The organism is Micromonospora sp. NPDC005163 (genome assembly GCF_053599835.1).
In genome coordinates, this window is sequence record NZ_JBSFYP010000001.1 from 62,388 (window position 1) to 82,520 (window position 20,133).

Here is a 20,133-nt window from a genome sequence, read left to right on the forward strand (position 1 = left end):
TGTACGACTTTCCAGAGCCAGAAGGGCCAGCGAGCAGGACAACGCGGTGCGGATGTTTCATTACCTTCAGTTACTCCGGCCAGACGGACTGCTATCAAATCGCATCAACATCTCATCACACCTTCGGCGGGTGACAACCTGGGCTTTCTTCTTGCCGGGCGGCGTGATGGAATCTCGGGGGTCCGACCCGCCGGGTCGGACGCTGGGCGTTGCGCGGGGGCAACGCGTTCAAGCTGTAATCGCGAGGGCGGTGACGTGAGCAAACGGCCAAAGACGGCGGGCTCCTTCCTGTCGCGGCTGCGCCGACCGGCCAGCCGGCTCCGGGACATGCCGATCTGGTCCAAGCTCGGTCTCATCATGATCGTGCCGACCATCGCCACGGTCGTGGTGGGCACCAGTGGTCTCGTCGACCACCTGGAGACGCTCAACAATGCCAACCGGGCCGGCGACCTGGCCAACCTGTCGAGCTACTCGGGTGACCTGGTCGACACGCTTCAGGACGAGCGGACCACCGCCGTGCTGCTGCTGGGGGCCAAGGGGACGCAGCCGACGGCGCAGTACCAGGAGGCCTACAACCGGGTGAACTCCCGGGTAGACCAGGCGAAGGGCCCCTACCTGCAGCAGCGGGCCGAGATCGAGGACCTGCCGAGCAGCCTGGAGGGCCTGCTCAACGGGATCGACCAGACCCTGAAGGACCTGCCAGGCGTCCGCAGCCAGGTGTTCAACGGCAAACTCAAGCTCACCGAGACCATTCAGGCGTACGAGGGCCTGATCAACGACCTGCTCGCCATCCGTGACTCCGCCACCCAGCTCGCCGGCAACAGCGACCTGAGCGACCGGATGCGGGCCGCCGCGGCGGTCGCCCGGGAGAAGGAGTTCCTCTCCGTCCGCCGGGTCGTCGTGCACCGCGCCCTCGGCTCGGAGCAGCGGCGGATGACCCCGGTGCTGCGCACCGACTACATCGCCAGCGGCACCGGTCAGCAGCAGGCCCTGCAGAGCTTCAAAGCCGTCGCCAGCCCCGACGAGGCGAAGTTCCACGACCAGACGGTCGCCGGCGGTGACCGTCGGGAGGCGCAGAACTACACCGGCTGGATCGACGGCAACACCACCGGCGACATGCACGGTGCGCCGTTCGGCCCGGACCAGTGGGACTCGGCCATGACGGCCAACGCCAAGCTGATCCGCACCGTCGAGACGAAGCTCGACGGCGACGTGGTCGCCGAGGCCGACAACCTGCGCTCGGACGTCCAGCGTCAGGTGTTCCTGGAGACCGGCCTGCTGCTCAGCATGCTGCTGCTGGCCATCCTCTTCGCGTACCTGGTCGCCCGCTCGATGGCCCGCTCGCTGCGTGAGCTGCGGCAGGGCGCTCTCTCCGTCGCCCAGTACGGCCTGCCGCAGGCGGTGGCCCGACTGCGTGACCCGCAGGTCGTCGGGCAGCTCTCCCCGGTGCAGCTGGCCAACCAGATCGCCGAGCCGCTCCCGGTCCGCAGCAAGGACGAGTTCGGCCAGGTGACCGAGGCGTTCAACGCCGTCCACCTGGAAGCCGTCCGAACCGCCGCCGAGCAGGCGGCGCTGCGCGCCTCCGTCGCGACCATGTTCGTCAACCTGGCCCGCCGTTCGCAGATCCTGGTCGACCGCCTCATCGGGCACCTCGACCGGCTGGAGCGCGGCGAGGAGGACCCGGACCGGCTGGCCGAGCTGTTCCAGCTCGACCACCTGGCCACCCGGATGCGCCGCAACGACGAGAACCTGCTCGTGCTCGCCGGCGCCGACTCCACCCGCGTGCAGCGCGAGCCGGCGGCGCTCATCGACGTGCTGCGCGCCGCGCAGTCCGAGGTCGAGCACTACACCCGGATCGAGTTCGGGGTCATCGACCGGGACATCGAGGTCGCCGCGCACGCGGTCAACGACCTGGTGCACCTCGTCGCCGAGCTGTTCGACAACGCGACCGCGTTCTCGCCGCCGGACTCGCAGGTGATGGTCGAGGCCCGCCGGGTCGGCGACCGCACCTCGCTCTACGTCGAGGACCGCGGCATCGGCATCAGCAACGACCAGCTGAACGAGCTCAACGAGCGTCTCGCGACGCCGCCGCAGGTGGACGTGGCCGTGTCCCGCATGATGGGCCTGGTCGTGGTCGCCCGGCTGGCGTCCCGGCACGGGGTCCGGGTCGAGCTGCGTCCCGGTGGTGACCGTGGCACGGTCGCCGACGTGACCCTGCCGACCTCGGTGCTGGTGCCCCGGGCGCTCTCCGGCCGGATGCAGCAGCCGCCGGCGCTGCCCGCGGCCGGTGGCCCGCAGGGCGGTGGCCCGGTTCCGGCCTTCGGCGCGCTGCCCGCGCTGGCCAACGGCCCTCGCCCGAGCGAGTCCGGCAACCAGGTCACCCTGGGTGGTCGCCCGTTCGACCCAGCCTCGCGCAACGGCGCCGGCACCCCCGCCAACGCCGGTGCGTACCGCTCGATGCCGGCCTGGTCGGACCTGACCGGTGCGGCCGGCACGAACGGCGGGGACGGGTTCACCCCGCGGACGGCCAACGGACAGCCGATCGACCCGCTGCCGCAGCGCCGCGCCGGCGACGACTCTCCGGACGCGGGCCAGCAGCCGGCCATTCCACGGCAGCTGCCCAGCAGCCCCGAGGCGCACCCGTACTCGCCGCCGCCGGTCTCCGCGCAGCCCTACTCCGGCGCACCGGTCTCCGCCTCGCCGGCCTCCGGCCAGCCGTACTCCGCGCAGCCCTACTCGGGTGCGCCGTACGCCGGTCCGCCGGTGTCGGCCGCCCCGGCCTCGGGTCAGCCGTACTCGGCCCCGCCGGCCGGTCAGCCCTATTCGGCCCCGCCGGCCGGTCAGCCGTACTCGGCGCCGCCAGCCGGTCAGCCCTATTCGGCCCCGCCGGCATCGAGTCAGCCGTACTCGGCGCCGCCGGCGTCCGCCCAGTCGTTCCAGTCGTTCAGCGGCTTCGCGCCCCGATCGGCCCCGCCCGCCCAGGCGCCCAACGCCCCCGCGCCGCCGGCCTGGCCGCCGGTGCCCGGTGGCGACCGGGACGCGGCCACCCCGCCGGTGCCCGAGCGGTTCGCCGCCGCCCTGGACATGACGACGGAGCTGCCGCGGGTGCAGCGACCCGCCGAGCAGCCGGCCGCCACGGCTCAGCCGACGGCACCGACCTCGGCGGCACCGGCGCAGAGCCGGCCGGCGCCGCAGCAGCCGCAGGCCCAGAATCGGCAGCGGTACGCGGACGAGACCATGGAGCTGCCGATCTTCCGGGAGCTCGAGTCGGCCTGGTTCCGTACCCGTCGGCCGGGTCCGGAGGAGGCGGCAGCGGCTCAGGCAGCCGCACCGGCCGCCCAGCCGGCGGCCAATGGCGGCACCGCGACCCAGCAGTTCGCGACGGTCGAGGCCAGCGGCCGGGCAGTCCACAAGACACCACCCGGGACGACAGGTAACACACCGATGGCAGACACTCCGACGGCCGGAGGAGCGCCGCGGGACAACGGGTCGACAGCGAACGGGGGCACCCGCCCCAGCCTCGCCGAGAGCCTGCCGAACCGCCGGCCCCAACCGCCACAGACCAACGGCTGGCAGACCGCCGCCGACGACGGCTGGCGTGCCGCCTCGGCAGCGGCCAGCGCGGTCCCGGTGAGCGAGACCACCACGACCGGTCTGCCGAAGCGCAAGCCGATGGCGCAGCTGGTCCCCGGCGCGGTGGAGAAGCCCACCACCTCGGTCCAGCGGCGTTCCCCGGAGGCGGTCCGTGGCCTGCTCTCCGCCTACCACCGGGGCGTGCAGCGAGGGCGTAGCACCTCGGACAACCCGACCAGCCCGGAGGCGACTCCGGGAGGGCAGCAATCCTCGCAGTCTGGCTCAGGCCCAGCGGCCGGGAGCGGGCAGAAGGAGCAAGAAGGATGACAACTACGCAGGATCTTGGTTGGCTGCTGGCCAACTTCGCTGACCGGGTGCCCGGTGTCGCGCATGCGGTCGCCGTCTCGGCGGATGGCCTGCTTCTCGCGTCGTCACGGGATCTGCCGCGGGACCGGGCCGATCAGCTCGCCGCGATCGCGTCCGGTCTGGTCAGCCTCACCCAGGGAGCGGCCCGCTGCTTCGAGGGAGGCGCTGTGCTGCAGACCGTCGTGGAGATGGACAATGGCTTCCTGTTCCTGATGTCCATCTCGGACGGCTCTTCCTTCGCAGTGCTGGCCGCCCGCAGCTCGGACGTCGGGCAGGTCGGCTACGAGATGGCGTTGCTGGTCGACCGGGTGGGCGACGCGCTGACCCCGCAGCCGCGTGCGGCCGCGGGGATGCTGAGCTGACGCCTCGCCGATCGTGAGGTCGGCGCTACTGCAACAACGACAACGACGGGTTTCACCGGTGGGAGCCGGTGCCGGGTACGAAGGAGGTGAGCGGCGACATGGCCGATCGTGACGAACCGACCGGAGCGTTGGTCCGTCCATACGCCGTGACCCGCGGTCGTACCCGTCCCCGGCTCGACATCGCGCTGGAGGCGCTCGTCGAGACGACGGTGCGTGGCCGGGCCGCTGCCAATGGCAACGGTGGCCGCGAACACCAGTACATCGCCGCGCTGTGTGACGGACGCGTGCAATCGCTCGCCGAGATCGCGGCGCGGATGCAGCTCCCGCTCGGTGTGGCCCGGGTGCTCATCGCCGACATGGCGACGGACGGCCTGGTCGCAGTCCACGAGCCGACCATTTTGGACGACTCCGACGACGCGATGGGCACTGAACTGCTGGAGAGGGTGCTGAGTGGACTTCGCAGGCTCTGACATGTCGCACCGCCCGCCGAACCCGAGTGGGCGCGTGACGTCGGCGAAGATCGTTATCGCCGGTGGATTCGGCGTCGGTAAGACGACGCTGGTCGGCTCGGTCTCGGAGATCACGCCGCTGACCACCGAGGCCATCATGACCTCCGCTGGCGTGGGCGTCGACGACACCCGGCAGGTGCCGGGCAAGACGACGACCACGGTGGCCATGGACTTCGGCCGGATCTCGATCGACCGTGACCTGATCCTGTACCTGTTCGGTACGCCGGGTCAGACTCGATTCTGGTTCATGTGGGACGAACTGGTTCGGGGCGCCATCGGTGCGGTCGTGCTGGTGGACACTCGCCGGCTGGCCGACTGCTTCGCGGCGATCGACTTCTTCGAGCACCGGCGGCTGCCGTACCTGGTGGCCATCAACTGCTTCGACGGGATGCAGTACCACGACCCGCAGGACGTTCGGGACGCGCTGGCGATCTCGAGCGACGTGCCGGTGGTGGCCTGCGACGCCCGCAACCGGGAGTCGACGAAGCACGTGCTGATCTCGCTGGTCGAGTACGTGCTCACCATGCGGCGTACACGCGCCGTCGCGCCGGCCTGACCGGGCGATCGCGCCCGGTGGTGGCTTCGGCCGCCACCGGGCGCTGAGTGCTGTCCGGAGGCACCTCGCCGGGCAGCCCCGCACCTCTTTTCAAGACGCCGCCTTTCCAGGCTCTTGGACGCAGTCGGCCCCTTCAGGGGCGGATTGGTCCAGGACCTTCACGAGGCGGCGTTGGTCGTGCCGGGCTAACGCTGTGGCCTGAACGCGCTCCCGCCCCCAGTCAGCTGACTGAGGGCGGGACAGACGCGTGGGTGATGGTGACCGGGGGTCAGGACTGGTAGCCGGCGGACCGGTACTCGTATTCGCGGTCGTCGTCGCGGTCACCGTGGTCACGACTGAAGTCCCAGCCGCCGGCGGCCTCGCGACCCGGCCGGCCGCCCACCGCGAACCCACCGATCTCCTGCCCCCGACGCCAGCCACGGAAGTAGCCGGTGGTGTTCTCCGCGAGACTCGCCGCATCACGCACTATCCGCAGCGGACGCTCCTCGCGCAACGGGGAACCCGGGACCAGGTTGGCCTGCGGCACGCGCTTCGGTAGACCGGCCGTCGTCTCGGCGCCCACCGCGGGACGGGCCGCCTGCTCGGCTGCCTGCCACCCGGTGTCGGCCGTGGTCGACCAGTCCAGGTCGGACTCCTCGGTCTGCCCGACGAACCAGGCCGACTTGGCCTGCGCGAAGATCAGCAGGTCCCCGTCGCCCTCGTCCGCCACCGGTGGCGGACGGTGCTCGACCGGGGGTGACGGCCGGTGCTCGACGGGTCGTTCCATGCGGGGCGCGGGGCGGCCGTTGCGGGCGGCCTGCTCCCGATCGACCAGCCGCAGCGGCGGCGTCTCGAGGCGCGGGTCGGTGGGCGGGTTGAGGCTTGCCTCGCGCAGCGCCCGGTCGGCCAGCGGTGGCGGCTCCACGAGCCGCAGCATGGGTGGCTCCTGCGGCAGGTCGTCCGCCAGCCAGGGCGGGGTGACGCGGCCGTCGGCCCGGCCCGGGTCGGTGGGGGCGTCGATGCCACGGCCGCCGCCGTACGAGTAGGCGGCCGGGTTGTTCGGCGAGCTGTCGGCCGGGTCCTCCGGGTTGTTGACCAGCGGCCAGTTGGCCCGGGAGCCCGGCGGTGCCGACTCCTGGCCCGGACGGGGAGTGGGCACCGGGATGCTGAGGTCGGTGGCGCTGAAACCGCCGGTGGGAGCCTCGTCGACCGGGCGTTGCAGATGGCTGGGCCGGGGCTCGCCGTTGGTCTTGGGGCGGGGCGGGATGACCGTGCGTTGCCGCTCGGCCCGCGCGTTGTTGATCGCCGCGGTCGTCAACGTCGGCCGGAACGGCTCGCCCGCCTCGGCCGGCGGCACCGCGCCGCGCTGCGCCGGCGCGATCGGGGTGATCCCGGGCGGCGGGGGCGGTGGCGAGGAGACTGGCCGGTTGGTCGGACCGTCGATGCGGCTCGGGAGGGGTTCGCCACGCCCCGGCAGGGCGGACACCGCCGGGCCGGCGGCCGCCGCCGGGGCAACCGGAGCGGGTGCGACCGGCGGCGGGGTGATCGGAGCCGGGGCGACCGGCGGTGGCCCGAGCGGGCGCGGCGACGCCAGCGGGGCGCCACCCGGGATCGGTTCGGGGCGGCTGCGTCGGCCCCCGGTGGGGGCGGGCTCGGCGGCGACCGGGGTCGGCCGGACCGCGCGCAGCCCGGTGCCGGTGTTGGACATGCCGGCCAGCTCGCCGACCGACTCGCCACGGCGGGCGGCGGCGCGGCGACCGGGCGCCGGCGCGGGCGTGCTGGCCCGTGCGCTGAGCGCGCTGACCAGCGCCTCGCAACCGGCGTCGCAGGCCCGTACCGAGGCGACCGCCTGCCGGACGGTCTCGGCCACCGCGGAGGTGAGCGCCCGGTTCACCGCGGCGCGGCGGGGCGTCTCGGAGATGGCGACCCGCAGTGCGGTGACCGCCTCGTTGATTTCCTCGGCGTCGGCCACCCCGTCCGCGGCGAGGTGCGCGGCGATGGCGTCCGCCGCCACCGAGACCTCGCGGCCCCGGGCCACGGTGCCGCCCAGCATGCCCGGCTCGGGCAGGGCGTCCAGCACGGCCAGCGAGACCGGCTCGGCCGGGTCCGGATACGCGCGCAGCGCCGCCGGGTAGAGCTCGCGCAGCACCTCGCGCAGCGCCACGGCGGCCGAGTGCCGACCGCTGGCAAGCGCGGCGTGCGCGGAGAGCACCTGCTTGTAGCCGGCGAGATCCCGGGGTGCCGGCAGAGTGACCGCGGACAGCGCGCCCGCCTGCAACGCGCGGGCCAGGCCGACGGCGCGTCGTTCGGCTGGCGGCGACTGCATCTCCTCCAGGGAGTCGTCGTCGGCGAACCGCTCGGCGAAGTCGTCCACCGAGTCGTCGTCCGCGATCGCCAGCGGCCGACCCGCCGCGCTCAGCAGCGAGGTGACCGTGTGGTCGTCGCTGTCGGCGGCGATGGCCGCACCGCTCGGCCCGCCCGACCGCTCCACGAGCAGCGCGACGAGCTGGGCGTAGCCAGCCGCGTCGTCGCCGATCTCGCAGACATGCAGCAGACGGCCTGCGTCGTCGACCACAGCGGACGTCAGCGTCGAACCGGCCGAGGCCGGTCGGTCAGCAGGATCCGCTGAGGCCAGACCGCAGTACACGCGCACGAGCGCCACGGCGTCGTCCTCCTCCCGGGACAGGTCTTTCCTCTGCCAGCAACTGATGCTCCCCGGTACGGGTCAGTCGCGCCAGTCCACGACCGCAGAGATCTTGCCGACAATGGTGCGCCAACCCAAACTTGCGGTTTGTGCCCCGATTTTCTTCAACCGCCGTCGGCCCATGAAACCGCCGATCCCGCCGTTGGCGGTCGCCCGCAGCGCCTCGTCCAGGTCGTCGAGGCTGGAGGCGGCGGAGAGCATGTCCAGCACCGCAGGCAGCCGCAACGCGTACGACAGGTCACGTGCGACCTCGCCGGCCTTGATCAGCAGGGCCGAATCCCAGGCGTCGTGCCCGCCGCGCAGGTTCTCCACGACGAGGTCGAGCTCGTAGCTGTCCTCGTCGAGCGACGCGATGTCGGCCGGCTCCACCCGTTCGGACAATTCATTCCAGCTGTCCAGTTGGGACAGATCATTTGGCGCGCCGGACCGGATGAAACTGACCAACGACTCGGGGGTCTTGAACAGCAGCAGCTTGCCCCGGTGGCTGAGGAAGACCGGCACCTCCTCGTCGTCCGCCTCGTCCGTGGCGTTCTCGTCGTCGGCCTCGTCGGCGTCCGTGTCGGCGTCACGGCGACGGCGCGACGCCTCGTCCTCGTCGCTCTCGGCCAACTCCTCGGCCAACTCCTCGTCGAGGATGACGACGGTCTCGTCGTCCTCGTCCTCCTCGATCACCTGACGGCGGGCGAGGAACGGGTCGTCCTGGTCGCGCTCGGTCACGTCGGTGGGGGTCAGCGCCCCCGCCGGCCGGTAGGCCCGCAGCGTGAAACCGGAGCCGGCGGGCAGGGCGATCTCGACCGGGTCGATCCGCAGCTCGTCCCAGAGCGACCGGTCGTCCGACGTCGACGCGAGGCCAATCTCCTCGGCCTCGTCGGCCTGATCTGGCTCGGCCGGGCCGGTGGTGTCGTCGAGCTCGGGCTCGTCGGCGTCGGGCCGTTGGGGCGACTGGCGGGCCACGCTGACCTCCGTGTGCTTCGGGTTGCCCACCCGCCGACGTCTTCGACCGGCGAGTGACTCTGGGCACATACCCTAGTCGGCGGTCCTGGGCGGCCGGTGCCCGCACCCCGATGACCGGCTGGCGCACCGGTTCGGGCCCGCGGGTCATCGCGGGTGGCCACCGGTGGCGTACCGGCGATTCGACAAGTAGCGTAGCTACGTATGAAGGCCCAGGAGTTGCACGGCCACCTCGACGCACTGCTGCTCGCCGTGCTCGAACAGGGCGCGCTGCACGGGTACGCCATCATCGAGGCGCTGCGGGCGCGCAGCGACGGCAGCCTCGACCTGCCCACCGGCACCATCTATCCCGCGCTGCGCCGGCTGGAGCGCGCCGGGCACGTCGCGAGCACCTGGAGCACGGTCAACGGTCGGGAGCGACGGACGTACCAGCTCACCGACTCCGGTCGGCGGGCGCTGGCCGGTGAGCGCGCTGGTTGGCACGAGTTCCGCGTGACGGTCGGACGATTCCTCGACCCCGGCAGCCCACCCGGCACCCCGGCCTGAGCCGCTCAGCGGGTGGTGGCGAGCAGCCAGCCGCGCGCCGCGCGGACGAGCGAGAAGTAGGCTCCGCCGACCAGCACCGCCCCGATGAACATCGGTGGCCAGCTCAGCGCCGCGTCCCAGAGCCCGATCGACCATGCGAAGAGGGCGGTGACGGCCAGCATGCCGAGGACCAGGGTGCCGGTCAGGCCGGCGCCCACCGCGCGCTGCGCGACGGCCAGGCCCGGCCGGGCGGACCGGGCGCTCGCCACCACCACCAGCAGGCCAGCCACCGCGAGCAGCAGCGAGCCGATCCAGATCCAGTCGACCGAGGCGGCGAGCAACCGGTAGACGGCCGGCGGGTGCGGACCGTCGCTCCAGCTCGCCCCGCGCCACGTCAGGTCGCCGGCCACCACCGACACTCCGGCCACCGTCAGCATCCGCAGGGAGAGCCCGCGCAGCGCGCCGACCGCCAGCTCGGCCTGCCAGGAGGGAAGCAGCTGCGCCGGTGAGCCGAACTCGGCCACCGCACGCCGCTGCGCCTCCGTGGGCGGCACGCCGTCCTCGCGGTACGCCTCGACGGCGTCCAGCAGACCGTGCCGGGCCTCGGTGAGCAGGTCGGACTTCAGTCGGGCCGGCCCCTGCAACCGGGCAGCAAGCTCCCGCAGGTGCTCCTCCACCAACACGTCCTCACAGCGCGGCATGGCACCACCCTGCCACGGACGCCGGCGCGCCGACGTCCGGGAGAACCCTGGTCCGTCCCCGAGCCCGGTCAGGGGGTGAGAGCCAGGTACCCGCGTTCGGCCGCCGCCTGGAGCAGCCACTGGTCCCGGTACCAGCCGGGGGCGGTGACCAACTCGGCGTGCCGACCGCGCTGGATCACCCGGCCGCCATCGAGGACGACGATCTCGTCCAGCTCGGCCAGCCCGCTGAGCCGGTGACTGATCAGGAGTACCGAGTGCCCGGCGGGGGTGGCGGCGAGGGCGGAGGCGAGCACGGCGTCCGCGGCGGTCGGGTCCAGCCCCTCGGTGGGCTCGTCGAGCACCAGCACCGGCGGCGCGGCGAGCAGGGCCCGGGCGAGCGCGAGCCGTTGCCGCTGGCCGCCGGAGAGCTGACCGCCCTCCTCGCCGACCAGGGTGTCCCATCCCGCCGGCTGGGCGTGCACCCACTCCAGCAGGCCGGCGGCGGCGGTCGCCGCCACCAACTCGTCGTCGCTGGCCCCGGCACGGCCGAGCAGCAGGTTCTCCCGCACCGTGGCGTGGAAGACGTACGCCTCGGCGAGCAGCCCACCGACCGCGCGGGGCAGCTCCTCCTCGGCGTACGTCGAGACGTCGCGACCGTCCAGCGTGACCCGGCCGGACGTGGGCCGGACCGCGCCGGTCAGCACGGCGGCCAGGGTGCTCTTGCCGGCTCCGCTCGGGCCGACCACCGCGATCCGCCGCCCGGCGGGCAGGTCCAGGCTCACCCGGTCGAGCGCGGGCGCGGCACCGGCCCGGTACCGCACGGTCACCTCGGCGAAGCGCAGCTCGTGCGCGCCGCCTCGGTCCGGGCCGCCGATGCCATTCGCGCTGGGCTCCACGGCGGCGTGCCGGGGAGTCGGCAGGTCCGCGTCGAGCAGGGCGGCCACCCGGGTCAGGCCGGGCCGCAGCTGGGTCCACTGCCGGGCCGCCGAGACCAGGGCCAGCGCCACCTCGACGGCCGCCAGGGTGCCGACGGCCAGTACGCCGACCAGCACCCCCGGCACGTCCGCGGCCAGCGCGGCCAGCACCACCGCGGCGGCGGTCAGCCCGGCGACCAGCACCCCGGCCGCGTCGACGGCGAACCCGGTGGCGGCCAGGCGGCGTTCCAGCCGGGCCAGTCGGCCGGCCCGCTGCTCGGCGGCGTGCAGGGCAGCGCCGGTCGCGCCGAACGCGGCCAGGTCGGCGGCACCGTGGGTGAGGTCGATCGCGTCGGTGGCCAGCGCGCCGCGCAGCGGGGCCACCTCCGCCGCGTTGCGCCGGGTGACCGCGGTGGCCAGTGCGGGCAACGCCACCCCGGCGATGAGCAGCCCGGCGGCGAGCACACCGGCGGCCGGCGGCGAGATCAGCGCCGCCCCGGCCACCGCCAGCAGCCCGACCAGTGCCGCCGCCGATCCCGGCACCAGCACCCGCAGCAGAAGGTCCTGCACCGCCTCGACGTCGGAGACCAGCCGGCTCAGCACGTCCCCCGAGCGGTGCGCGGCGGTGCGGCGGGCGGCGAGGGTGGCGAAGACCCGGGCCCGGACGTCGGTGATCATGCGGAGGACCGCGTCGTGCCCGGCGAGCCGTTCGGTGTAGCGGAACACGCCCCGGCTGATCGCCAGCGCCCGGACCGCCACGATCGCCACGGTGAGCCGGTCCAGCGGTGGCCGGCCGGCGGCGCTCATCAACAGCCAGGTGGCGGTCGCCATCAGGGCGAGCCCGGCGAACTCGGTGGCCGCGGCGAGCAGGCCCGCGCCCACCAGCCGGCCCAGGTACGGCCGGGCCAGGCGCAGGACCGTCCGCTCGGCGGTCGACCGCCCGGTCGGGGCGGCGTCGACCGCCGCTTCCAGTGGGCCCGGCCCGCCGGCCAGCGGCTCGGGTGCCGCGTTCATCGGGCCACCTTCCCGGTCGGCTCGGGCGTCAGCTCGGTGACCCGGCCATCCTCGATCCGCAGGATCCGGTCGGCGTCGGCCAGCAGTGCCGGCCGATGCGCGACCAGCAGCGCGGTCCGCCCGGCGACCAGCCGGCGGGTGGCGTCGAGCACCACCGCCTCGGCCGCGGTGTCGAGTCGGGCGGTGGGCTCGTCGAGCACCACCACCGGGGCGTCCCTGAGGAACGCGCGGGCCAGGGCCACCCGTTGCCGCTGCCCGCTGGAGAGGCCGTGCCCGCGCTCGCCGAGCAGCGTCTCCAGCCCCTCCGGCAGGCCGGCCACCACGTCGTCCAGGGCCGCGTCGTGCACCGCGGTGGCGAGCGCGTCGGGCGGGGTGTCCGGTGCGCCGAGCCGGATGTTGTCGGCCAGCGAGGCGGCGAAGAGGTGGGCGCGCTGCGGCACCCAGGCGAGCTGGCGGCGCCAGGCGTCCGGGTCGGCGTCGGCGAGGTCGACCCCGTCCACGGTGACCCGGCCGCTGGTCGGGGTCACGAAGCCGAGCAGCAGACCGAGCAGGGTGCTCTTGCCGGCGCCGCTGGGCCCGATGATGGCGATCCGCTGACCGGGTCGGACGGTCAGCGTCACGTCGCGCAGCGCGGTGGTCCGCTCGTACGCCACGGTCACCGACTCGAAGCGGATCTCGCCCCGCCCGTCCGGGGTGGCCGCGCCCTCGGCGGCCCGGGGTGCGGCGGGCGCGGCGGAGATGGTGAGCGCCTCGTCCAGCGCGGTTAGCCCCTCCATGCTGGCGTGGAAGCGGCTGCCGGCGGCCCGCAGCGGCAGGTACGCCTCCGGGGTGAGCAGCAGCACCAGCAGCGCGGTCTGCAGGGCCAGCCCGCCGCCGAGCAGCCGGATGCCGACCGGCACCGCGACCAGGGCCACGGAGAGGGTGGCGACCAGCTCCAGCACCAGCGCGGAGAGGAACGCGATCCGCAGTGTCTTCATGGTGGCGACCCGATGCCCGTCGGCCATCCGGCGGACCACCTCGGTCTGCGCCCGGGCCCGGCCGAACGCGCGAAGCGTGGGCAGCCCGGCGACCATGTCCAGGAAGTGCCCGCCCAGCAGGGAGAGCCGGCGCCACTGCCGCTCCGTGGCGGCCTGCGCCTGCCAGCCTAGCAGCGCGCCGAAGACCGGGATCAGCGGCAGGGTCAGTGCGATGATCACCGCGGAGCCCCAGTCGGCGAAGACGACCCGGGCCAGCACCGCCACCGGCACCGTCACGCTGAGCACCAGCTGGGGCAGGTACCCGGTGAAGTACGCGTCCAGCGCGTCCAGCCCGCGCCCGGTCAGCGTGGCGAGCTGGCCGGCCCGTTGCCCGGCAACCCAACCCGGCCCGTGCCGGCCCACAGCGCCGAGCAGGTCGGCCCGCAGTGCGGCCTTGACGGTGGCGGCGACCCGCGCTGAGACCGTGCCCTGCGCCCAGACCAGCGCCGAACGGGCGGCGACCGCCACCGCGAAGGCGGCCAGCGCGGGCCGGTCCAGGCGGCCGTCGACGGCGGTGGCCAGCACCGCTGCCAGCGCGGTGGCCTGCGCCACGATCAACCCGGCGGCGAGCACGCCGAGCAGAACGAGCACGGCGAGATCGCGCCGGGCCGCGGGGACCCGGCGCAGCAGACGCGGGTCGAAGGGACGGCGGTTCACCAGTACACCGGTGCCCTGCCGTCGGTCCGTCCCCGGAAAACCCACCAACACATCGCCTGGAAGCCTAGTAGGGCCGGCAGCAGCGGCAGCGCCACCCAGCCGAGTAGCCGCAGCGTCGGCGCGCTGGCGGCGGCGTCGGCCACCGTCAGCGAGGTGCCCGGGTCCGCCGAGGACACCAGCACGTAGGGCCAGAGGGCCGCACCGACCAGCGCCACCGGCAGTGCCAGAGCCGCGCCGGTGGCGACCAGGGCCCATCCCGGCCGCCGTCGGGCCAGCGCCGCGCGGGCCAGCAGCAGCGCCGCCGCCAGCAGCAGCGGCAGCAGTACGGCCACCGCCGGCCGCTGGACGGCGTCGTGTACCCGGGTGGAGAGCAGCCCCAGGACGGTGGCCAGGGCGACCGCGGTGAGCGCCACCGGCACCAGCCGGCGGGCCGACCGGCCGACCGCGTCGGCGTCGGCGGCCGGCAGCCGCAGGGTGAGGAAGGTCGCACCGTGCACCGCGACCAGGGCGACCATGGCCAGCCCGGCGGCGGCCGCGAACGGGGTGGCCAGATGCGACACCCCGACGACGTGCCCGTCGGCCGCGCGGGGCACGCCCTGCAGCAGCGCGGCCAGCAGCACGCCCCAGCCCAGGGCGGCGAGCACGCTGCCGACCACCACCACCCGGTCCCAGCGGGCCCGGATCCGCTCGTCGGTCGGCCGGCTGCGCAGTTGCACTCCGGCGGTCACCAGGACCACACCGGCCAGCGCGCCGGCGACCGCCGGGTAGCACCCGGAGAGCAGCTCGCCCTCCAGCACCGGAAAGGCTCCGAAGAGGATGCCCACGGCGGCCACCAGCCAGACCTCGTTGCCGAGGAAGAACGGGCCGAGCGCGGTGAGCGCGGCCCGTCGTCCGGCCGGGCCACCGCGGCGCGCGAGCAGCAGCCCGACGCCGTAGTCGTAGCCGGCGAGCACCAGGTAGGCGCCGAAGAAGAGGCCGAGCAGGGCGTACCAGGCGAGGTCCACGGTGATCTCCTCAGGCCAGGGCGGGTTCGGGGTGAGCCGGTTCGTTCGCCGGTGCCGGCGGGCGGCCGAGCGGCGGGTCACCCGCGCCGCGCGCCGCGTGCCGGGCGAGCAGCACCCAGTTGGTGACGGCGAGGGTGCCCAGCAGCAGGCTGAACCCGATCAGCGAGGCGAGCATCACCGGTGCGCCGACGGGGGAGACCGCCTGCTCGGTGGGGAGCAGGCCGTACGCCACCCAGGGCTGGCGGCCGACCTCCCGGGCGATCCAGCCGAGGATCACCGCCACGAACGGCAGCGGCAGGGCCAGCAGGACCAGCCAGAGCGGGAAGCGCAGCCGGATGATCCAGTCCCGGAAGAGCAGGGGGAGCAGCAGCCAGACGCAGCCGAGCGTGAAGCCGATCAGGATCATGAAGCCCAGCCCGACGTTGGCCAGCACGGGCGGGGTGTAGTCGCCGGGGCCGAACCGCGCCGTCCACTCGGTGATCAGCGCCTGGGCTTCCGGGCCCTGGCCGAACTTGGTCGGCTGCACCGCGCCCACCGGGCCGAACTGGGCGAAACCGAAGCCCTGCACCAGCGTGATCGCCAGCGCCGAGGTGACCAGGCCGATCCGCAGCGAGGTGCGGAAGATCGCGAAGTCGGGGGTACGCCGGATCAGGTGCCAGGCGCTGACGGCCGCCATCAGCATCCCGCCGACCAGCAGCGCGGCCGAGACCACGTGCCCGAACGCCATGCCGAGGCTGGGATTGGTGAGCAGCGCGCCGAAGTCGGTGAGGTGGGCGATGCCGTCGCGCACCTCGTACCCGACGGGGTGCTGCAGCCAGGAGTTCGCCACCATGATCCAGAACGCCGAGGCGTACGCGGTGAGCGCCACGCCCCACAGCAGCGCGAGGTGGACGCCCTTGCGGAGCCGGTGCCAGCCGAAGATCCACATCCCGAGGAACGTGGACTCCAGGAAGAACGCCACCAGCGTCTCGATGGCCAGCGGCGCGCCGAAGACGTTGCCGACGTAGCGCGACAGGCCGCTCCAGTTCAGCCCGAACTGGAACTCCATCACGATGCCGGTGGCGATGCCGAGCACGTAGTTGATCACGTAGAGCTGGCCCCAGTATCGGGTGAGCCGCTCCCACTTCGGGTTGCCCGTGAGCACCCACGCGGTCTGCATCCCGACCAGCAGGGTGACCAGCCCGAGCGTGACGACCACGAACAGGAAGTGGATCGACGTGGTGGTGGCGAACTGCAGACGGGCGAGGAGCAGGGTGTCCATGACCGGCTCTCCAAAGCGTTGGCTGCCTTGTCGTAGCCACCCTACACGTAGCTTGGCTACACGTTGATTACTACGTCTTGTCGTAGACAATTCTACGACAAGACGTAGTAATTGTGGGGAGCCTGCTCCTCAGCCTGGACGTGGGATCAGGAGCGCGCGCCGAACTCGGCGGGCCAGCGCGGGTCAGCTCAGGAAGAGGGTGATCGGGAGGGCGACCAGCATGGTGGCGACCGCGAGAGCGGTGGCGCCCAGCACCCGCGGCGGCCGGTCGCTGACCAGCAACCGCTGTACGCGTACGTCCAGGTCGCGGTCGCCCATGCCCAGCGCGCCGGCCGGGGTGATCCGGTGACCCGCGGCGGCGAACCGACGCAGCGCGCCCGCCAGCGGCGCCTCGGCGTGCAGCTCGCGCGCCTTGTCGTCGGCTCGCATCTCGACCAGCAGGGCGACCCGCTCGTGCGCGTCCCGGACCCAACGGAACCACGGCAACGCGCGGCAGAGCGCGGTGAAGGGCAACAGCACCAGGTCGTGCCGCTCGTTGGCGTGCGCGCGCTCGTGGCTGAGCACCGCGGCGAGCTCGGCCCGGTCCAGCAGGCTCAGCGTGCCCGCGCTGACCACCACCTGCGGCTTCACCCCCGGCAGGCAGTACGCGGCCGCGCTCGGATGGTCCAGCACAAGCGCGCCGGGCGCGGCCGGGTCGTTCCGGGCGACCAGGGTGAGCAGGTCCCGGTGCCGACGCTGGGCGCGCAACGTGCCGTGGATGCTGCGCACGGTCGTGGTGACCAGCACCGCGCCGATGCCGAAGCCAACCCCCACACCGGCCAGGTGGAAGGCGGTCACCCCGACCGGCAGCGTGCCGTGGGCGAGGTCGGTGGCCAGGGCGAACAGTGCGCTCCCGGTCGGCAGGTCGTAGGCGGTCACCCCGAGCGCCATCGGCAGGCCCATCGCCGAGAGGCCCAGCGCCAACCCGACCGCCTGCCAGCACACGATCGCCACCCGAGGGCTGCGCCACGTCCAGGTGGAGCTGGCCAGCACCTGAGCGGTCAGATAGCAGGCCAGCATGGTGGCGGCGAAGTGCGCGGCGTAGGCCATGGCGCGCGCCCTACCGCTCCGCTGCCTCGCCGGCCGGCCGTCGGCCCGCCGGCCCGTCCACGCGGTCGGTCAACTCGGCGCCGGCCTCGGCCGTGCCCGGCCCGGTCAGCCCGGCCTCGCTGCCCAGGGCCGCGCGCAGCACCTCGGCCTCGGTGCCGGTCACCGAGCGGGCGAAGCGCACCAGCGCGGCGTCGCGGCTGCCGCCGAGGTCGAGCGCGTCGAGCATGAGCTGGGCGATGTGCGCCTCACGGCTGGCCGCCGGCCGGTAGCGCCAGGCCCGGCCCTCTCGCTCCCGCTGCACCATCCCCTTGCCGGCGAGCCGGTCCAGCACGGTCATCACCGTGGTGTACGCCAGCTCGCGGCCGTCGAGCGCGTCGGCCACCTCGCGCACGGTCACCCCATCCGACGTGCCCGGGACCACGTCCCACAGCACGTCCATAACCGCACGCTCAAGATCGCCCAACCGAGTCACGCCCCAATCCTACCCCCGGTAGTAGACCCCCACCCCACAAGCCCACCCGACGGCCCTCACCCCCGCCCCCATCCCGCCGGCGAGTCGCTGGCCGGTGACCCAACCCAGGGCGCCGGCCGGCAAGACGAGACACCCGGGCGGACCCGGCCCACGTCAGGGTTTCGGGGGGAGCCCGCCCGCGGAGGGATCAAGCCTGACCGCCCGGAGCGGGTGGGCTCCCCCCGAAACCCCACGGCCGGGACCCGAACAATCACACCCCCTTGGGGTGCCACACCGTCTTCGTCTCCAACAGGTTGGTCATCCGCGCGACGCCGGGGTCGGCGGACCAGTCGTGGTCGGCCGGGGCCGGACGGAGCACCCGCTTCAGGTTCTCCGCCGCCTTGACCTCCAGGTCGGCCGCCAGATCGGCGTCGGTCACCCCGCTGAGGTCGATCGCGTTGACGTCCATGTGCGCGGCCAGCGTCGGCGCGGTCTCGGTGATCCGGCCGGTGAGGATGTTCACCACCCCGCCGGGCAGGTCGGAGGTGGCCAGCACCTCGGCCAGCGTCACCGCCGCCAGCGGCTCGGTCGGGGAGGCCGCCACCACCACCGTGTTGCCGGTGACGATCGCCGGGGCGATCACGCTGACCAGGCCGAGCAGCGCCGGGCGCTCCGGTGCGACGACCGCGACCACGCCGGTCGGCTCGGGCGCGGAGATGTTGAAGTACGGCCCGGCGACCGGGTTTGCCCCGCCGTGCACCTGGGCGAGCTTGTCGGCCCAGCCCGCGTACCAGACCCAGCGGTCCACCGCGGCGTCCACCTCGTCGCCCGGCACGCCGAGGGCGACGAACTGCTCGCGGCGGCCCTCCAGCATCTCGGCGGCCCGGTAGAGGATCTGACCCCGGTTGTACGCGGTCGCTCCGGCCCAGCCCTTCACGGCGGCGCGGGCGGCGACCACCGCGTCCCGGGCGTCCTTGCGGGAGGCCAGTGACACATTCGAGGACTGCACGAGATACGACCGTCCCGACTCGCTGCGCGGGAACTTCCCGCCGATGAAGAGCTTGTACGTCTTGCGTACCGCGACCCGCTCAGACATTGAGGTACCCCTCCAGCCCGTGCCGGCCGCCCTCGCGACCGTAGCCCGACTCCTTGTAGCCGCCGAACGGCGAGGTGGGGTCGAACTTGTTGAACGTGTTGGCCCAGACGACCCCGGCGCGCAGCCGGTCGGCCGTCCATAGGATCCGGGAACCCTTGTCGGTCCAGATTCCCGCCGAGAGCCCGTACGGCGTGTTGTTGGCCTTCTCCACGGCCTCGGCCGGGGTGCGGAAGGTGAGCACCGACAGCACCGGGCCGAAGATCTCCTCGCGGGCGATGCGGTGCGCCTGGGTGACGCCGGTGAAGATGGTCGGCGCGAACCAGAAGCCGCGGTCGGGCAGTTCGCACGGTGGCGACCAGCGTTCGGCGCCCTCGGCCGAGCCGGCGTCGGACAGCTCGCGGATCCGCTCCAACTGGGCGGCGGAGTTGATCGCGCCGATGTCGGTGTTCTTGTCCAGCGGGTCGCCGACCCGAAGCTGGGCCATCCGCCGCTTCAGGGACTCCAGCACCCGGTCGGCCACGTTCTCCTGGACCAGCAGGCGGGAGCCGGCGCAGCAGACGTGCCCCTGGTTGAAGAAGATGCCGTTGACGATCCCCTCGACCGCCTGGTCGATCGGTGCGTCGTCGAAGACGATGTTGGCGGCCTTGCCGCCGAGCTCCAGCGTGAGCTTCTTGCGGGTGCCGGCGACGGACCGGGCGATGGCCCGTCCGACGTCGGTGGAGCCGGTGAAGGCGACCTTGTCCACGCCGGGGTGCTCGACCAGTGCCCGGCCGGTGTCGCCGGCCCCGGTGATGATGTTGACCACGCCGGCCGGCAGCTCGGCCTGCTGGCAGATCTCGGCGAAGAGCAGCGCGGTCAGCGGGGTGGTCTCGGCCGGCTTCAGCACCACCGTGTTGCCCGCCGCGAGGGCGGGGGCGATCTTCCAGGCCAGCATCAGCAGCGGGAAGTTCCACGGGATGACCTGCGCGGCGACCCCGATGGGCTTCGGGTCGGCGCCGAAGCCCGCGTGCTCCAGCTTGTCGGCCCAGCCCGCGTAGTAGAAGAAGTGCGCGGCGACCAGCGGCAGGTCGACGTCGCGCGCCTCCTTGATCGGCTTGCCGTTGTCCAGCGACTCCAGCACGGCCAGCTCGCGGGACCGCTCCTGGATGAGCCGGGCGATCCGGAACAGGTACTTGGCCCGGTCCCGGCCCGGCATCGGACCCCAGACCTTCTCGTACGCCTTCCGGGCGGCGCGCACCGCGCGCTCCACGTCCTGCGCGCCGGCCTCAGCGATCTCGGCCAGCACCTCCTCCGAGGCGGGGTTGATCGACTTGAAGCTGCCGCCATCGGTCGGGTCGACGAACGTGCCGTCGATGAACAGCCCGTAGGTGGGTTTGAGGTCCACCACCGAGCGGGACTCGGGGGCGGGTGCGTACTCGAACATCGG

At 73.5% G+C, this 20,133-nt stretch carries 16 protein-coding genes; 5 read left to right on the forward strand and 11 right to left on the reverse strand.

What is annotated here, in order from left to right; translation table 11 throughout:
• Nucleotides 1-255 precede the first annotated feature (255 nt).
• The 4 genes from ACWD6N_RS00315 to ACWD6N_RS00330 all read left to right on the forward strand — a co-directional run bounded on the left by ACWD6N_RS00315 (nucleotide 256) and on the right by ACWD6N_RS00330 (nucleotide 5,366).
• Nucleotides 256-3,900 (forward strand): nitrate- and nitrite sensing domain-containing protein, encoded by a 3,645-nt coding sequence (locus ACWD6N_RS00315; RefSeq protein WP_450004261.1) that lies wholly within the window; start codon nucleotides 256-258, stop codon nucleotides 3,898-3,900.
• Complete coding sequence (locus tag ACWD6N_RS00320) at nucleotides 3,897-4,301, forward strand: roadblock/LC7 domain-containing protein (protein WP_354962619.1); 405 nt, start codon at nucleotides 3,897-3,899, stop codon at nucleotides 4,299-4,301. Before ACWD6N_RS00315 ends, ACWD6N_RS00320 begins: the two co-directional genes overlap by 4 nt.
• Before the next feature lie 98 nt (nucleotides 4,302-4,399).
• Entirely contained in the window at nucleotides 4,400-4,771 is a 372-nt protein-coding gene (locus ACWD6N_RS00325; protein ID WP_354962936.1) for a DUF742 domain-containing protein, read from the forward strand.
• Between the two features lies 1 nt (nucleotide 4,772).
• Entirely contained in the window at nucleotides 4,773-5,366 is a 594-nt protein-coding gene (locus ACWD6N_RS00330) for a GTP-binding protein (RefSeq protein WP_007455465.1), read from the forward strand.
• Between the two features lie 268 nt (nucleotides 5,367-5,634).
• On the opposite strand, the gene ACWD6N_RS00335 is transcribed toward ACWD6N_RS00330, so the two are convergent.
• Together ACWD6N_RS00335 and ACWD6N_RS00340 are read right to left on the reverse strand one after the other, a co-directional pair.
• Nucleotides 5,635-8,031 carry a transposase gene (locus ACWD6N_RS00335; RefSeq protein ID WP_354962937.1) on the reverse strand — a complete coding sequence of 799 codons (2,397 nt, stop codon included), beginning with the start codon at nucleotides 8,029-8,031 and terminating at the stop codon, nucleotides 5,635-5,637.
• Between the two features lie 39 nt (nucleotides 8,032-8,070).
• Complete coding sequence (locus ACWD6N_RS00340) at nucleotides 8,071-9,033, reverse strand: DNA primase (protein ID WP_354962620.1); 963 nt, start codon at nucleotides 9,031-9,033, stop codon at nucleotides 8,071-8,073.
• 171 nt (nucleotides 9,034-9,204) lie between these two features.
• Here ACWD6N_RS00340 and ACWD6N_RS00345 point away from each other — a divergent pair, with 171 nt between their 5' ends.
• Complete coding sequence (locus ACWD6N_RS00345; RefSeq protein WP_354962621.1) at nucleotides 9,205-9,546, forward strand: PadR family transcriptional regulator; 342 nt, start codon at nucleotides 9,205-9,207, stop codon at nucleotides 9,544-9,546.
• A gap of 5 nt (nucleotides 9,547-9,551) precedes the next feature.
• Here ACWD6N_RS00345 and ACWD6N_RS00350 read toward each other — a convergent pair whose 3' ends face one another.
• The 9 genes from ACWD6N_RS00350 to ACWD6N_RS00390 form a co-directional block, all read right to left on the reverse strand.
• A complete protein-coding gene (locus ACWD6N_RS00350) occupies nucleotides 9,552-10,226 on the reverse strand; it encodes a permease prefix domain 1-containing protein (RefSeq protein ID WP_450004262.1) in 675 nt (224 codons plus the stop codon).
• A 68-nt stretch (nucleotides 10,227-10,294) separates the two neighbouring features.
• Nucleotides 10,295-12,133 (reverse strand): thiol reductant ABC exporter subunit CydC, encoded by a 1,839-nt coding sequence (gene cydC / locus ACWD6N_RS00355; protein ID WP_354962623.1) that lies wholly within the window; start codon nucleotides 12,131-12,133, stop codon nucleotides 10,295-10,297.
• Nucleotides 12,130-13,806: a thiol reductant ABC exporter subunit CydD gene (gene cydD, locus ACWD6N_RS00360; RefSeq protein ID WP_387323241.1), complete on the reverse strand. Its 1,677-nt coding sequence runs from the start codon at nucleotides 13,804-13,806 to the stop codon at nucleotides 12,130-12,132. Before cydD ends, cydC begins: the two co-directional genes overlap by 4 nt.
• The gene (locus tag ACWD6N_RS00365; RefSeq protein WP_354962625.1) at nucleotides 13,803-14,810 is read right to left on the reverse strand and encodes a cytochrome d ubiquinol oxidase subunit II; all 1,008 of its coding nucleotides are present in this window, start codon (nucleotides 14,808-14,810) and stop codon (nucleotides 13,803-13,805) included. Before ACWD6N_RS00365 ends, cydD begins: the two co-directional genes overlap by 4 nt.
• A 10-nt stretch (nucleotides 14,811-14,820) precedes the next feature.
• Nucleotides 14,821-16,071: a cytochrome ubiquinol oxidase subunit I gene (locus tag ACWD6N_RS00370; protein WP_354962626.1), complete on the reverse strand. Its 1,251-nt coding sequence runs from the start codon at nucleotides 16,069-16,071 to the stop codon at nucleotides 14,821-14,823.
• Nucleotides 16,072-16,254: 183 nt separating this feature from the next.
• Nucleotides 16,255-17,160 (reverse strand): M56 family metallopeptidase, encoded by a 906-nt coding sequence (locus tag ACWD6N_RS00375; protein ID WP_387323244.1) that lies wholly within the window; start codon nucleotides 17,158-17,160, stop codon nucleotides 16,255-16,257.
• A gap of 10 nt (nucleotides 17,161-17,170) precedes the next feature.
• A complete protein-coding gene (locus ACWD6N_RS00380; protein WP_354962628.1) occupies nucleotides 17,171-17,632 on the reverse strand; it encodes a BlaI/MecI/CopY family transcriptional regulator in 462 nt (153 codons plus the stop codon).
• A 250-nt stretch (nucleotides 17,633-17,882) separates the two neighbouring features.
• A complete protein-coding gene (locus tag ACWD6N_RS00385; protein WP_354962629.1) occupies nucleotides 17,883-18,707 on the reverse strand; it encodes an aldehyde dehydrogenase family protein in 825 nt (274 codons plus the stop codon).
• Nucleotides 18,700-20,130, reverse strand: a complete 1,431-nt coding sequence (locus ACWD6N_RS00390; protein ID WP_354962630.1) for an aldehyde dehydrogenase family protein — start codon at nucleotides 20,128-20,130, stop codon at nucleotides 18,700-18,702. Before ACWD6N_RS00390 ends, ACWD6N_RS00385 begins: the two co-directional genes overlap by 8 nt.
• Nucleotides 20,131-20,133 lie beyond the last annotated feature (3 nt).

Excerpts from the sequence above, each read along its gene's own strand:
- ACWD6N_RS00320 (WP_354962619.1), top strand. The coding sequence starts at position 3,897 with ATGACAACTACGCAGGATCTTGGTTGGCTGCTGGCCAACTTCGCTGAC.
- ACWD6N_RS00325 (WP_354962936.1), top strand. The coding sequence starts at position 4,400 with ATGGCCGATCGTGACGAACCGACCGGAGCGTTGGTCCGTCCATACGCC.
- ACWD6N_RS00330 (WP_007455465.1), top strand. The coding sequence starts at position 4,773 with ATGTCGCACCGCCCGCCGAACCCGAGTGGGCGCGTGACGTCGGCGAAG.
- ACWD6N_RS00345 (WP_354962621.1), top strand. The coding sequence starts at position 9,205 with ATGAAGGCCCAGGAGTTGCACGGCCACCTCGACGCACTGCTGCTCGCC.
- ACWD6N_RS00350 (WP_450004262.1), bottom strand. The coding sequence starts at position 10,226 with ATGCCGCGCTGTGAGGACGTGTTGGTGGAGGAGCACCTGCGGGAGCTT.
- cydC (WP_354962623.1), bottom strand. The coding sequence starts at position 12,133 with ATGAACGCGGCACCCGAGCCGCTGGCCGGCGGGCCGGGCCCACTGGAA.
- ACWD6N_RS00370 (WP_354962626.1), bottom strand. The coding sequence starts at position 16,071 with ATGGACACCCTGCTCCTCGCCCGTCTGCAGTTCGCCACCACCACGTCG.
- ACWD6N_RS00375 (WP_387323244.1), bottom strand. The coding sequence starts at position 17,160 with ATGGCCTACGCCGCGCACTTCGCCGCCACCATGCTGGCCTGCTATCTG.
- ACWD6N_RS00385 (WP_354962629.1), bottom strand. The coding sequence starts at position 18,707 with ATGTCTGAGCGGGTCGCGGTACGCAAGACGTACAAGCTCTTCATCGGC.
- ACWD6N_RS00390 (WP_354962630.1), bottom strand. The coding sequence starts at position 20,130 with ATGTTCGAGTACGCACCCGCCCCCGAGTCCCGCTCGGTGGTGGACCTC.